Source organism: Paraburkholderia sp. BCC1876, from assembly GCF_902833695.1.
GTDB lineage: Bacteria > Pseudomonadota > Gammaproteobacteria > Burkholderiales > Burkholderiaceae > Paraburkholderia.
Genome location: NZ_CADFGI010000004.1, coordinates 494,088 through 508,756 on the forward strand (window position 1 = coordinate 494,088; position 14,669 = coordinate 508,756).

The window sequence follows — 14,669 nt, forward strand, 5'->3', positions numbered from 1 at the left end:
CCGATTGTGGGACTGCGGTTTTTATTGGGATGCCGAAAAGTAAAGCACAAATCGGGCGGGGGCGCTATGAGGGGTTTTTTAGGCGGGCGCCTGGGATGCGGTTTCAGGCAAGGAGGGGCGGCGCCGTCCCACACACCGGCGCCACCTCGACATGCCGATAAAAGTGCGGGGGAGGCCCGGAGCAGTGGCTGCGCTCCGGGCCTCCTGGTCGCGCCTAACTGAGCTCTCGGTCCACGTCGGCTATTTGCCTTTTTACGTCGTTGATCTGACGTGTCAATGCGGACATGCGGGCGGCTACTGCGGCTTGTTGCTGGGGGTTGCCCATCGGCCCGTAGGCGGTGCCGATTTCGATGGTCCGCATGCCGGAGGATGAAGTCCGCTCGACCGTTGGCATGAGAGGCATCTCACGGCTCGCGTTATACAACTCCGACTCCAGTTGCTGCCGTTGATTGTCCAACTGCGACCGCCGCATCTGCAGAGCCTGACGCGCGCTGTTGTTTGACCCGGACGCGCCGCTGCTTGTAGAAGGCTCGCCCCACGGAATTCCTTTTCCGCCTCCCCGCAGCCGAAGGGCAGCCGCCCCCCCGTTTACCGGCGAACCCGGTTCTCCGCGCACCGGGTTGCCCGCCCGGATATCCACGTCAGACGGGCGGTGCCCTGACATGTCGAACACGGCGGGCACCGCAACCTGCGCGGCGCCCGGGCCGCCGCTGGCTGCTGCCGGTGCATGAGTGGGTTCGTTCGCTTGACTGCTGGCTGACTGGACTTTCATTTCCCTCTCCCTAACTGGATGGAAGGTCGGAATCGGCTTCGCCGAGCGCCCCCGAGAGGGAGGCGCGAGTCCATTTCAACAGGGCGGACCCATCACGGGGTCGTACATATATTGAAGGCAATTCGCGCGACGAAAGATCGCAGCGGCGCGCGAAGCGCCGCCGGAAGCATGACTGCTGTGCCACGAGAGCGGAATGTGCGAGAGCACGGATTCCAGATGAGCCACTACCGTGACTGTGCGGGGGCCCCGCTTATGAGCTAGCGGTTTGAGCCGCTTTCTTTTGCCCACTTGCTTTTGCGGCAGGGCAGGCAAAGAAAAGTAGGTGTCGCCCCGCACAGGGGCAACGCTGGCAGACCACAAAGAAATCAAGGAGAAGCCAACCCAGCGGGTGCGGCAAACCGAACCAAACCAAAGCGCCGCACGGCCCACCCCCTTCACTTCGCGAGCTTGGAATTCCGCCGCGAATAGCCGAAATAAATAACCATCCCAATGAGTAGCCAAACCACAAAAGCGACCCAGGTGACCGCCTGCAGATTGACCATTAAAAACAGACAGGAAGCGACAGCCAGAACCGGCACAACCGGCACCCCAGGACACCGAAACGCCCGCGGCAGCTCAGGATGCGTCTTCCGCAAAACGAGGACCGCAATCGACACCATCGAGAAAGCCGCCAACGTCCCGATATTAATCAGCTCAGCGAGCACATTCAGCGGCACCAACGCCCCGATCAACCCGAAGAAGATCCCAACGAGCCACGTAGTAAAGAACGGCGTAGCAAACCGCAGATGCACTTTCGACAACCGCGCCGGCAGCAGCCCATCCCGCGACATGGCAAAAATAACGCGCGTTTGCCCGTAGGCCATAACCAGAATGACGGTCAGCATACCGAGCACGGCACCGAGGTCGATAAACCCGGCGACCCACTTCTGCCCTGCGACCTGCAACGCATACGACACCGGGTGCGAGATATTCGCAAACTGCGCCGACGGCACGATCCCGGTGACCACCGCCGCCACGGCCACATACAAGACCGCACAAACGCCGAGCGAAGCAATAATCCCAATCGGCAGATCCCGCGCCGGATTCTTCACTTCTTCTGCCGCGGACGACACCGAATCGAACCCGATAAAGGCGAAGAACATAACGGCAGCCGCGCCAAAAACCCCATTCCAGCCGTTCGGCATAAACGGATGCCAGTTAGCCGGCGTCACATGGAACACCCCCACGCCGATCACCAGCAGCACCACGGTCACCTTGATCGCGACCATCACGTTGTTGATCCGAGCGGATTCGCGAATGCCGACCGACAACAGCGCGGTGATCGCCATCATGACGAGAAACGCGGGCAGATTGAACAGCGTGTCATGCCCCGGCAACGCGCCCGGCGCGGCCGTCAGCGCCACCGGCAACGACACACCGAACCCCGCCAGCAGCGACTGCAGATACCCCGACCAGCCCACCGAGACCGCCGACGTTGCCAACCCATACTCCAGCATCAAATCCCAGCCGATGATCCACGCGGCCAACTCGCCGAGCGTTGCATACGAATACGAGTAGATGGACCCGGCCACCGGAATCGTCGAAGCGAACTCGGCGTAGGCGAGCGCGGCGAAACCGCAGGCGACTGCTGCGATCAGGAACGAGACCATCAGCGCCGGGCCGGCCTGAACGGCGCCCGTGCCGGTCAGCACGAAAATGCCGGTGCCGATAATGGCGCCGACACCGAGGAAAGTCAGATCGAGCGCGCCGAGCGCTTTCTTCAGGCCGGCGTTCTGAGCGCTCGCGGCGATCATCTGCTCGACGCTCTTTTTGCGGAACAAGGACATTGGCGGGGTCTCCAGTAGTGCACGCGTTGTTGCGCGCCGAATGTCGGGGGAAACCCTCGATTTTAACGGATGCACGCCGCTGCACCATTTTGGAACGTAGTTTTTAGGGCACGGTGAACAGGCGAAAAATCCCCTTCGCATGGGATTCGCTCGACACGTTCATTCGTCGTGCGATCTATCGCGAAAAAGCTTTCGCGCGATGCAGGGCAAGCGGGAGGGAATCGCTCTCTTACCGGCTCGCCACGCCGAACGGCGCGCTATTCAGCGCGCGCAGAGCAGGGCGGGAGAAAAAGGCGCTTTAGCCGGCCATCGCCGGATTGAGATCGACGAGCCGGTTGCTCATCACGTAGAAAGTGAGCTCGGCGTTGTTGCGCAGCTTCATTTTCTCGAGCAGCCGTGTGCGGTACACACTGACCGTCTTCACCGACAGCGACAGCGTGGCGGCAATATCCGTCAGCCGTTTGCCCGAGGCGAGCATGCATAGCGTCTGATATTCGCGATCCGAGAGCTTTTCGTGCGGCAATTGTTCGCCGTCGAAGGAGACGTAGTCGGCCAGCGCTTCGGCCATCGCCGGGCTCACGTATTTGCGGCCCGCGGCGACCTGCTGGATCGCGCCGATCATCTGCGCGGCGTCGACGGTTTTCGACAGATAACCCGCCGCGCCGGCTTTCAGCGCGCGCACGGCGTACTGGTCCTCGCGGTACATCGAGAACATCAGCACGGCCACGCGCGGCACCTTGCGTTTGAGGCGCTTCAGCACTTCGACGCCGTTCATGTCGGGCAGCGAAATGTCGAGCAGCACCACGTCGTAACTGTGCTGGACGACAGCCTCGAGCGCTTCGGCACCGCTTTGCGCTTCGGTGACTTCGCGCGCGACGCCGCGGTCGAGCAGCAATTGACGTACGCCCTGGCGGACCACGGCGTGATCGTCGGCGAGCAGGATGCGCAGACTCATGTCGGCACGCTCACGATTGCAACGCGCGCCGCTCGGCGCACGGTGCGTCGGCCAGCATCGCGTCCCACGCGAAGCGCGCGCGCAACAGCGTGCCGCGCGACGCATCGGCGCCCTCGCCACGCTTCGCGGCGACGCGCCGGGCGCTTACGCGCAACGTGCCGTCGAAAGCGGCGCAGCGCGCCTGCATGCCGCTCAGGCCGAAGTGGCCACGGCGGCTGCGGGCTTTGCGCGTCAGGCCGATGCCGTTGTCGGCGACGATCAGCGTGAGATGACGCCGGCTGGTTTCGATCCGCACGTCCGCCGATTCGGCGCGGGCGTGCTTGGCAATGTTGTTCAGCGCTTCCTGCGCGACGCGGAATACGGCGAGCGCGGCGTCGGCCGGCAGGCGGGTGAGGCGCACGTCGGCGGCGCAGACGAAGCTCGTGCGCAATTGCGTTCGCGCGGCGAAGTCGCCGGTCCAGTGCGCCAGCGCGCCGACAATGCCGCTTTCCAGCGACGGCGCATGCAGCTCCGCGACGGCCTGGCGGCTGGCGGCGCACACGGCGTCGAGCGAACGGTTCGCGACGGCGAGCGCGGCCGCGCATTGCGGCGGCGCGTCGGCGGGCAGCCAGGTTTCGACGCCGGCAAGCGCGAAGCGCGTCGCGGTCAGCTCGGCGCCCACGCCGTCGTGCAACTCGCGCGCCACATGCCGGCAAGCCGCCTCCTGCGCCTGCACGAGTTCCGCCGACAGTTCGCGGACCCGCGCACGCAACTGGGCGAGCTCGCGCTCGGCAGCGGACAGCGGCGCGACAGCGTTGACGAGGGCAACGGCGGCCGTAGCGGACGTGTCGAAGCCGTCACGAGCCGGTGACGAAGGAAGATGCGCGGAAAAAGGGACGACAGTCGACGTATCCATGACTTTCCCTCTCAGGAAGCGGTGTGGACAGCGAAGCGGATGCGCATCCAGGGCGCGAAGACGAAAGAACGCATGCGGGTCTCTAGCCTCCAGGGGTGAACCGTGACGCGCAGCGTGCGACGGACAAATTGCTACGGTGCGACGTAACGAAATTTACATTCAGTAACATGAACTGCGGACTTCGAAAGGAGTGATCTATTCGTCTGATCACGCGCGGCGATGATATCTCAAAAGTAGAAAAAATGCAGTCACACCAAGGGTTAGCGCCTACATTTCACGCAATGGTTGATGTATTGCAACATGACAAAGCGGCGAATTTTGTAGGAATAATACCGACGCCAAATGTCAAACAGACGGCGTCATTTTGTAACGGACAACAAAAAAGGAGCCCGAAGGCTCCTTTTTTGCTTGATCCGCGGCGCGGCGCCGCGTGATCGGGGGCGAGACGCGTGGTTTAACCGACGAACGCCTTTTCGACCACGTAGTGGCCCGGCGCGTTGTTGCTGCCTTCCTCGAACCCGAGGTCGTCGAGCAGCTTGCGCGTGTCGCGCAGCATGTGCGGGCTGCCGCACAGCATGACGCGGTCGTTTTCGAGCGAGAAGCCCGGCACGCCGAGGTCGGCGAATAGCTTTTCGGTTTCGATCAGTTCGGTGATACGGCCGCGGTTCTGGAATGCCTCGCGCGTGACCGTGGGGTAATACAGCAGCTTTTCCTGCACCAGTTCGCCGAGGTGTTCATGCGCCGGCAGGTGGTCGGTGATGTATTCCTTGTACGCGAGTTCGTCGACGAAGCGGCAGGTGTGCGTCAGCACGACGCGCTCGTAGCGGTCGTAAATGTCCGGATCTTTGATGATGGACATGAACGGCGCGAGGCCCGTGCCAGTGGACAGCAGCCACAGCGTCTTGCCCGGCAGCAGGTTGTCGGCCATCAGCGTGCCGACCGGCTTCTTGCCGATCAGGACTTCGTCGCCGACCTTCAGATGCTGCAGACGCGACGTGAGCGGGCCGTCCTGCACCTTGATGCTCAGGAACTCGAGGTGCTCTTCGTAGTTCGCGCTCGCCAGGCTGTAGGCGCGGATCAGCGGCTTGCCGTCGACTTCGAGGCCCACCATCGTGAACTGGCCGTTCTCGAAACGGAACGCCGGGTCGCGCGTGCAGGTGAAGCTGAAAAGCGTATCGGTCCAGTGATGGACGCTCAGGACGGTCTGTGTGTTCAGGTTGCTCATGGCTTCTTGGATAGTGCGAAAAAGGCGGCCAGTCGTTGGAGCCGGCCGGCACGGCAAGGGCGATGCTGCGTTCACCCGGAGTCGGGAATCACGCGCAATCCGCTATTTTACCGCGCCGGCTGCCCGAGGGCGGCGACGCGGCGGTTGAGCGTGGTGAAGCGGGTGCCGGACCAGGAAGCGGCGGTGCCGGCCGTTGATACAGTCGGGCGCCGCGAAGTACGTTGGCGTGGCAGCCGCCGCGCTTCAGCAAGGGAACGGCGATGGGCGAACGCCGCGCAGGGCGGCTGCCATCGGCTGTCCGGCATGCGCCGGGTAGGCGCGCCGCGCGGGCAACTTGTTCGCGATGATACCGAAAGCCGCCGGGCGCTGCAGCATTGACCCTGCTGATAAAACTGGCAAAAGCGCGGTCGCAGCGTGGCGAGAGGGATGGCCGCGACAGGCCTGGCGTGAGCGCGGCGGTCTTCCGTCAATAAGATCTGGGGCGGATCTTATTGGTACACAGGCATAGCCTGAAAGCCGTATTCGCCTCCGTAAAGCCAGGCCCGGTGGCGCTAAGCGAGTTTCAAGGATTGATCACGCCGGCGCCGCCACGCGCTTCTTCCCACGCTGCTTCAACACCCGCGCCTGCAACACGATCACCAGCAGCAGGAACACGCCGCGAATCACCGACTGCCAGTACGCCGACAAGCTGATGAACCCCAGCCCATTCTCGAAGTTCAGCAGATTGAACACGAGACCGAGCAGCAGCACGCCGGCAATCGTCATTGCGATCGAACCTTCGCCGCCGCTCAGCAAGGTGCCGCCGAGCACCACCGCCGAAATCGCGAACAGCTCCCAGCCGACGCCTTCGTTCGGTTGTCCCGCGCCGAACTGCGCCGCGAGAATCACGCCGGCCATGCCGGCCAGCAAGCCGCTCACCGCATAGGCCATCACGAGTGTGCGGTCGACGTTCAGGCCCATCAGCCGCGCGGCTTCCTCGCTGCCGCCGACGGCCAGCGAATGCCGTCCGAAGCGCGTGCTGCGCAGCGCCAGCCAGCCGGCCAGCGCGGCGGCCACCGCCACGAGCCCCGGAATCGGCAGCCCGAACAGATCGCCCTGACCGAAGTTGCCGAAGTTCGAGTCGGCCGCGATCGACACCGCGTCGTTCTTGCCGAGCAGCAGCGCGACGCCGTGCGCGCCGAGACTGGTCGCGAGCGTCACGATAAACGGCAGGATTTTCAGACGCGTGATGATCAGGCCGTTCAGCACGCCGACCACGAGTCCTGCGGCGCATCCCGCCAGCACGGCGACCCAACTGCCGTACACGCTGGTCAGCGCCGCGACCACACTCGCCAGCGCCGCCACCGTGCCGACCGACAGATCGATGCCGCCGGTGATGATCACGAACGCCATGCCGACCGAGATCAGCGCGAACATCGAGTTGTAGCGCCAGAAAGACGTGATGTTGTACGCCGAGCCGAAATGGTCGTAGCGCACGAGGCCGAATACGACGAGGCCGACCAGCGCGAGCAGGATAGGGAGATTCTTTTTCATCGCATCGAGTCCGGGAGAGTCCTTGCCTTGTCTTGCGGTTCAGCGCGAACGCCGCTGCACATACACCGCCGCGACGATGATGCCGGCCTTCACCACCAGCGCCGCCGCATCGGGAATGCCGTGCGCGAGCAGCGTGTAGCGCAGCAACTGGATGATCAGCGCGCCGATCAGCGTGCCGCCGATATACGCCTTGCCGCCCGTCAACGCCGTACCGCCGACGGCCACCGCCGCGATCGCATCGAGTTCGACACCGAGCCCGACCACGTTCGCATCGGAAGACGAATTCACCGAGATCGAAATCAGCCCCGCGAGGCCGGCGAGCGCCGCACACAGCGTGTAGGCGATCAACTTGACGGTGGCGGTCGGCACGCCGCAGAGATACGCGGCCTTTTCGTTGCCGCCGGTGATCAGCAGATACTGGCCGAACAGCGTTTTACGCACGACCCACACGAACACGGCGACCAGCGCCAGCATCAGCAGCACCTGGAACGGCACGCCCGCCACCTTGCCGAGCGCGATCCACTGGAATGCGGGCGTGTTGAACGCTTGCAGGCTGCCGTCGGTGACGACCTGCGCAATGCCGCGTCCGGCGATGAACAGCACCAGTGTCGCGACAATCGGCTGCACAGCGAGCCTCGTCACGAGCCAGCCGTTGAACACGCCGCACAACGCGGCGGCCAGCACCGGCAGCACGAACGCGAGCGCAATGCCGGCGGGTCCGGCGATGTTCAGGAACAGCATCGGCGCGAGCGCGCCGGAAATCGCCATCGACGCGCCCACCGACAGATCGATGCCGCCCGTCGCCACCACCAGCGTCATGCCGATGCCGACGATCACGATCGTTACGACCTGCGTCATGTTGACGTTGAAGGTTTGCAGCGACAAGAAGTGCGGGGTGAAGATCAGGTTGAACAGCACCATGGCGAGCAGCACGATGACTTCGCGCTGCATCGCGAGGCGCCGCCATTTCTGCACGGTGCTGGCCGCTTTGACGCGCGGCGCGGCGCTGATTTGCGCGGCGCTTTCGCCGTGGCGCGGTTCGGTATGCAACGATTCGGTGTGCAGCTTAAGCGCCATGACGGTCGCCCTCCAACGCGTCTTCGATATGGGCGGCGTTCGCCGTTTGCGCGGCGTCGGCCAGTTGCGAATGGCCTTCGCTGCCGTAGGCGATGGCGTCCATGATCGCGGTCTCGCTCATGTCGGCGCCGTTCAGTTCGGCGACGGTCCGGCCGTCGCGGATCACCACCGCGCGATCGGCAACGGCGGTCAGCTCTTCCAGTTCCGAGGCCGACAGCAGCACGCCGAGTCCCGCGTCGCGCAACTCGCGCACGATCTTCGCGACGTCCGCTTTAGCGCCGACGTCGATGCCGCGCGTCGGTTCGTCGAGCAGCAGCAGCGACGGCTCGGCGGCGAGCCAGCGCGCGAGCAGCACTTTCTGCTGATTGCCGCCGGACAGTTCGCGGATCGGCTGATCGGCGGAGCGCAGTTTGATGCCAAGCGACGCGATGAAACGGTCGACGATCGCCTGCTGCTTCTTCACGTCGACGATGCCGTTTCGGGTCAGCGTGCGCAGACAGACCAGGGTGAGGTTGTCGCGTACCGACAGTTCGGGGACGATGCCTTCGGCCTTGCGGTCTTCGGTGAGATACGCGAGCCCACGCGCGATCGCGTCTTGCGGCGACTTCAGCGTGACGGTTTCGCCGTTGAGCGACAGCGAGCCTTGCTCCAGCGGATCGGCGCCGAACATCAGCCGCATGGTTTCGGTGCGACCCGAACCGAGCAGGCCCGCTAGGCCGACCGCTTCGCCCGCATGCACCTGCAGCGAGACGTCGCTCACTTTCGGCGGTGCGCTCAGATTGATGGCGGCCAGCGCCTGCTTGCTGCGGCGCGCGAGGTTCGCTTCGCGGGCCGAGGTGTCGTCCTGCACGACGGCGGCGAGCGTGCGGCCGAGCATCGTCGTGACGAGCTGCAGTTTGTCCATATCGGCCATCGTGCTTTGCGCGACCGTCTGGCCGTCGCGCATCACGGTGACGCGGTCGCACAGCGCATAGAGTTCGTCGAGCCGGTGCGACACGAAAATCACCGCGCGGCCGTCGTCGCGCAGTTTGCGCACCACCGTGAACAGCAGCTCCACTTCGCGTTCATCGAGCGACGAGGTGGACTCGTCCATGATGACCATCCGGGCGTCCGCCGATACCGCGCGCGCCAGCGCCACCATCTGCTGGATCGCGGTCGAATAGCTGGCCACCGGTTTCTTCACGTCGATCTGCAAGCCGAACGATTCGAGCAGCGCGGCGGCGCGGTGCTGCACCGCGCGCCAATCGATCAGACCGAACCGGCGCGGTTCGCGGCCGAGGAAAATGTTTTCCGCTACCGAGCGGAACGGCACCAGATTGATCTCCTGATAGATCGTGCTGATGCCGGCTTCGCGCGCCAGTTTCGGCGTGCGGAAATCGACCTCGCGGCCTTCGAAGCGCACGCTGCCCGAGCCGCGCCGATAGGCGCCGGTCAGGATCTTGATCATGGTCGATTTGCCGGCGCCGTTCTGGCCGATCAGCGCGTGCACTTCACCGGCGGCGACGCTCAGGTTGGCGCCGCGCAAGGCAGGCACGCCGCCGAAGCTGATGCCGATGTCCTGCATCTCGAGCAGCGGCGAAACGTTGAGGGGAGAGTCTGGCGTCTGCGTGGCGGATGGCGTCACGGGTGTCCTCCTGATGCATGTGCTGCGAGTGCTGCACGGTCTGCGACGATCCGCGCGGACTGCACGGCAGTTGACGCGCGCTGCAGGCGGAAGCGCTTTGCAGCGACTTCGCCGAATCATGGTACGCCGCATAAAAGCGAAGCGACGGTCCGTGCGGGCACGGGCGCGTCGCTTCGAACCCTTCCCGTCAACCGCCCGCCGAGGAGACGGTTTTCAAAGGCGGATGACGTCCTGCTGCAACGCTGTTTCGAGGAAGCCTCCCAGGCTGCAGGAGGCTTCACCGTCAACCATCAATCAATAGCCGTACTGCATGTTCTGCTGCACGTTGCTCTTGTCGTAGAAACGGTCGGATACCTTCACCCACGTCGGCACCTTTTCACCCTTCGCGTAACGCTGCGCGACGTCGCAGGCGAGCGGGCCGAAGAACGGGCTCGACTGCACGCTCGCGCCGAGTTCGCCGGCGGCGATCGCATCCATGCCGCCCTTGGTGCCGTCGATCGTGACGATCTGGATATCCTTGCCCGGCTGCTTGCCGGCCGCCTTGATCGCGGCGATTGCGCCGAGCGCCATTTCGTCGTTATGCGCGTAGACCGCCGTGACGTCCGGATGCGCCTGCAACAGCGTTTCCATCACCTGGCGACCCTTGTCGCGCGCGAAGTCGCCGCTTTGCGACGCGATGATCGACATGCCCGGGTTCTTCGCGATGACTTCGTCGAAACCCTTCTTGCGATCGTTCGCGGCAGACGCGCCGGTGGTGCCTTCGAGCTCGATGATCTTCGCCTTGCCACCAGTCGCCTTGACCAGCCAGTCAGCGGCGCGATGCCCTTGGTCGATGAAGTCCGAACCGATGAACGTGATGTAGTCGCGGCCCGCCTTGGCAACCGATTGATCGACGTCGCGGTCGACCAGAATCACCGGAATGCCCGCCTTTTTAGCCTGCAGCACGATCGGTGCGAGCGGCTTTTCCTCACGCGGCGGGAACACCAGCAGATCGACGTGCTGCGCGATCATGCTTTGAATGTCGGAAACCTGTTTGGAGTTGGAGCCGTTGGCGTCGGTCATGACCATCTGCCAGCCGCACTTTGCCGCGATGTCCTTGAAGCTCTTGGTTTCCGCGAGACGCCACGGATTGTTGCTTTCGGTCTGCGCGAAGCCGACCTTTAGCGGAGTCTTGGTGGGCAACTTCGGCAACGCGTCGTCGGCGTGCGCGGTGGCGACGCCGAAACCGATTGCCAGAGCCAGCAGCGAACCCGCCAGCGGACGAATCTGCTGCTTGCGCACGTGAGCGCGCGACTGCGTGTTGAGCGACGCCATGTCTTCCTCCAGTACCTGGTGAGGTAGGTTGTATTTGCTTTTTGTGTTTCTCCTGCCGGCCGACGCTGTTCCGCCACAACCGGACGTGCCGATTATTCCACTCGGAATTATTATCGGTCAATCACTAATAATATTAATTGCTGGCCTTTTTGCCTCGGTAATTACCCTGACCGACGCACGTTCGACGAGTGGTCCATCGAGCTTCACCATGCGATGCCGCACCGGTGCGCCGGCCGCGCGGTTCTGTTCTTCCTGCAGCAGGGTTTCGACCGCCCAGCGGCCTAGCTCGTAGTTCGGCAGCACGACGGTCGAGAGCGGCGGGTGCGTGTGGCGGGCGATTTCCTGGTCGTCGTAGCCGAGCACCGAGACGTCTTCGGGCACGCGCAGGCCGAGTTGCTTCAAGGCTTCGATCGCGCCGAGCGCGGTCAGGTCGTTGGCGCAGAAAATCGCGGTGGGCGGATTGGTTTCGCGCATCAGCGAGAGCGCCAGTTCGAAGCCGAGGCCCGAGCTCCAGTCGCCGTCGCGCACCAGTTCCGGTGCGTACGGCAGGTCGGCGGTGGCGAGCGCCGTGCGATAGCCTTTGAGACGGTCTTTCGACGCGTCCTGCCACGGTTCGCCGTTGATATAGCCGATGCGCCGGTGCCCGGACTGCAGCAGATAGTCGGTCGCCAGATGACCGCCGGCGACTTCGGCCGGCACGACCGACGACACGCCGCCTTCGCTAGCGTAGCAGTTCAGCAGCACGGTCGGCACCTGCGACAGCGCGGCCGGCAGCGTCACCTTGCGCGTGTAGACGGTCGCGTAGATCACGCCGAACACATGCGGGTTGGACAGCGTCGTGTCGAGCACCTGCTTTTCGATGTCCGCATTGCCGTGCGTCGAATAAACCGCCAGCATCTTGCCGGCTGCGTAGGCCGCGTCGCGCGCGCCGTCGACGTTGACGACCGGATGCGGGCTGGTGGAAATCTCGTCGGCGAGATAGACGATCAGATTGCGGTCGTCGGCCGAGGCCGGCACCGCCTCGCGCAGCGACAAGCGGTAGCCGAGGTCATGCGCGGCCTTCAGCACCTTGGTGCGGGTGGCCTCGGAAAACTTCGCGCCGGTGGCGTTGTTCAGCACCAGCGAGACCGTGGATTGCGACACGCCGGTGAGCTTGGCGATGTCGGTCATGGTGGGACGGCGTTGAGTCGATTTTTTCATTGTGCGGGCCGCACTGCAGCGGCGCTAAAGCGGGAGCATGCCGAGGCATTGTGGTGCTGACGGTACCACTAATAATATGTGCGCGGCAACGCACGCTAACCCGCCATTTGGGAATGCGTGATGCGCGTATGAGGGCAGTGTTTTGGTGAATTTATTACTAATAATATTGACCGATCCGCTTTGGCGTGCGATTCTCGGTCGCGCGGACTTCCAGGGTCCGCCGGCCGCGCGCAGTGCGCGGCACGCTACAGGAGACAAGCGATGCGCGTTGCTGCCGGCCTTCGTCCGAGGCCCCGCCTTTTCTGATCATGCGCGACGTTTCCCTGAACTCGAACCGGCCGCTCGCGACGGCGGCGGCGCCTAACGAGCTTGCGTGGCTCGACGATCCTGCCATTGCGCCCACGCTTGTGACGTTGCAAGCCGGGTCCTTGCGCGCGGTGCTTGCGCCCAAAGTGGGCGGCGCGCTCGCCGCGTTTTACGAAGTCACGCCCGATGGTCCATTGCATTGGCTGCGGCCGGCGACATCGGCGGCGTTCACCGAACGCGATCCGCTGCGGATGGCGAGCTTTCCGCTGCTCCCCTATTGCAACCGGATTCGCGACGCGCGCTTCGAGTTCGACGGTGTCACGATCGATCTCGCCGGCAACGACACGCGCTTTGCGCATGCGCTGCACGGGAATGCGTGGCGGCATCCGTGGCGAGTCGGCGCGCGCACGGAAAGCTCGGTGGACTTGCATTTCGAACACGAACCGGATGCGCGGATTCCCGGCGACTGGCCGTTTCGCTATCGCGCGCAGCAGCGCATTGCGCTGAGCGGCGGCGCGTTGGTCATCACGTTGTCCGCGCAGAACCTGGACAACCGGCCGATGCCGTTCGGCATGGGGCATCACCCGTACTATCCGCGCACGGCGGCGACTCGCGTGCAGGCCGACGTGCGGGCCATGTGGCACGCCGACGCCGACGTGCTGCCGACGCATCTCGGCCCGCATCCCGCCGTGGATGCCTTGCGTGAAGGTATGTCGCCGGATGCGTTCGATCTCGACAATAACTTTGCGAACTGGTCGCACAAGGCAACGATTGCGTGGCCCGACGAACACCGTCAACTGACCATGACCGCCGACGCGCCGTTCGATCACATGGTGGTGTACGCGCCGGCCAACGATCCGCAGTTGTGCGTGGAACCGGTGACGAATACCACGGACTGTTTCAATGCGGCCGGCCCGCGTGAGCAGGTGGGCGGCTGTGTGTTGCTAGCGGGAGAGGAACTGGTTGCAACGGTGAAGTGGACGCCGCAACGCGGCTAGGCGAGCGGCGCAAGTCCACGCATCACGCCGCGCCATGCATCACACCACGCACCACGCCACGCGCTCGTGGCCAAAGCCAAAAAAAACGGGCGACCTAATAAGGTCGCCCGTCTTTGTTTCACACCACCGCGCGTCACTCCACCCGCAAGCGCGCCATATACGGCAAATGATCCGACAGCCACGCCGTCTCCTGCGTCGGCTGAATCCATTCGATCGGCTTCATGCCGCGCACGAACATCTTGTCCAGCGCGAGCGCCGGTGAAAATGCCGGAAACGTGCGCCCCGATTCACCGAGCAACGTCGCCACTTCCTGCAAACCGTGCTCGCCGAACAGCGGCACCGAGTCGTTACGCCAATCGTTGAAATCGCCGGCCAGCACCAGCGGACCCTCGGGCGCTTCCTTCGCGATCCAGTGCGCGATCCAGTTCATCTGCCGCAATCGCGCCGAGCGCGTCAGCGCGAGATGCGCACACAGCAGCGTGACCGAATGACCGCCGAACGTGGCTCGCGCCACCAGCAACCCGCGCTTTTCAAAGCGATGCGCGGAGATGTCCCAACGTCCGCCGAGATCGAGCGGATGCGGCGACAGAATCGCGTTGCCGTGCCGCCACGACGGCTTGAACACGTTCGGCCCGAGCGCAATTTCGAGCTCCAGCGCACGCGCGATTTCGGTGGCCTGGCAATGCCACACGTCGTTCAACGGATCGGCGACCGGTGCGCCGAAACTGCTCGCCAGCACCGGCGACGGCATGCGCCGCGCCATCGCTTCCTGCAAAAAATACGCGTCCGCGTGAGTGGATTGCACCCAGCGCTGCATGGCCTGCCACGCCTGAAAGCCGAGCGGTGTGCGGCCCTTGTGCAGGTTCCAGCTCACCGCAATGAAGTCCTTCGGCGCAATGCTTTCGCGGATCAATTCTTCGGGGTTTCGCATGCCGCGTTATCCA

The 14,669-nt window shown here is 64.1% G+C and carries 12 protein-coding genes; 1 reads left to right on the top strand and 11 read right to left on the bottom strand.

Annotated features, from left to right (window positions below):
• Positions 1-214: 214 nt before the first annotated feature.
• From HWY05_RS17580 to HWY05_RS17625, 10 genes are all read right to left on the bottom strand, one after another.
• Positions 215-772 carry a hypothetical protein gene (locus tag HWY05_RS17580; protein ID WP_176059063.1) on the bottom strand — a complete coding sequence of 186 codons (558 nt, stop codon included), beginning with the start codon at positions 770-772 and terminating at the stop codon, positions 215-217.
• A gap of 434 nt (positions 773-1,206) precedes the next feature.
• Positions 1,207-2,598, bottom strand: a complete 1,392-nt coding sequence (locus HWY05_RS17585; RefSeq protein WP_176059064.1) for an amino acid permease — start codon at positions 2,596-2,598, stop codon at positions 1,207-1,209.
• Between the two features lie 298 nt (positions 2,599-2,896).
• Complete coding sequence (gene rqpR, locus HWY05_RS17590; RefSeq protein ID WP_035554009.1) at positions 2,897-3,553, bottom strand: response regulator transcription factor RqpR; 657 nt, start codon at positions 3,551-3,553, stop codon at positions 2,897-2,899.
• 10 nt (positions 3,554-3,563) lie between these two features.
• Positions 3,564-4,448, bottom strand: coding sequence for an ATP-binding protein (locus HWY05_RS17595; RefSeq protein WP_176059065.1), 885 nt, complete (start codon positions 4,446-4,448; stop codon positions 3,564-3,566).
• A 454-nt stretch (positions 4,449-4,902) separates the two neighbouring features.
• On the bottom strand, positions 4,903-5,673 hold the full coding sequence (locus HWY05_RS17600) for a ferredoxin--NADP reductase (protein ID WP_035554005.1): 771 nt from the start codon (positions 5,671-5,673) through the stop codon (positions 4,903-4,905).
• Between the two features lie 573 nt (positions 5,674-6,246).
• Positions 6,247-7,206, bottom strand: coding sequence for an ABC transporter permease (locus HWY05_RS17605; protein WP_035554001.1), 960 nt, complete (start codon positions 7,204-7,206; stop codon positions 6,247-6,249).
• A 39-nt stretch (positions 7,207-7,245) separates the two neighbouring features.
• On the bottom strand, positions 7,246-8,283 hold the full coding sequence (locus HWY05_RS17610) for an ABC transporter permease (protein ID WP_176059066.1): 1,038 nt from the start codon (positions 8,281-8,283) through the stop codon (positions 7,246-7,248).
• Complete coding sequence (locus tag HWY05_RS17615; RefSeq protein ID WP_244146644.1) at positions 8,273-9,847, bottom strand: sugar ABC transporter ATP-binding protein; 1,575 nt, start codon at positions 9,845-9,847, stop codon at positions 8,273-8,275. The genes HWY05_RS17610 and HWY05_RS17615 overlap by 11 nt, the downstream gene beginning before the upstream one ends.
• A gap of 354 nt (positions 9,848-10,201) precedes the next feature.
• The gene (locus tag HWY05_RS17620; protein WP_134961169.1) at positions 10,202-11,221 is read right to left on the bottom strand and encodes an ABC transporter substrate-binding protein; all 1,020 of its coding nucleotides are present in this window, start codon (positions 11,219-11,221) and stop codon (positions 10,202-10,204) included.
• 117 nt (positions 11,222-11,338) lie between these two features.
• Complete coding sequence (locus HWY05_RS17625) at positions 11,339-12,391, bottom strand: LacI family DNA-binding transcriptional regulator (protein WP_176059207.1); 1,053 nt, start codon at positions 12,389-12,391, stop codon at positions 11,339-11,341.
• Between the two features lie 338 nt (positions 12,392-12,729).
• On the opposite strand from HWY05_RS17625, the gene HWY05_RS17630 reads away from it, so the two are divergent.
• Positions 12,730-13,725 carry an aldose 1-epimerase gene (locus tag HWY05_RS17630; RefSeq protein ID WP_051980641.1) on the top strand — a complete coding sequence of 332 codons (996 nt, stop codon included), beginning with the start codon at positions 12,730-12,732 and terminating at the stop codon, positions 13,723-13,725.
• Positions 13,726-13,858: 133 nt separating this feature from the next.
• On the opposite strand, the gene HWY05_RS17635 is transcribed toward HWY05_RS17630, so the two are convergent.
• On the bottom strand, positions 13,859-14,656 hold the full coding sequence (locus HWY05_RS17635; RefSeq protein ID WP_035553991.1) for an endonuclease/exonuclease/phosphatase family protein: 798 nt from the start codon (positions 14,654-14,656) through the stop codon (positions 13,859-13,861).
• Positions 14,657-14,669: the final 13 nt, after the last annotated feature.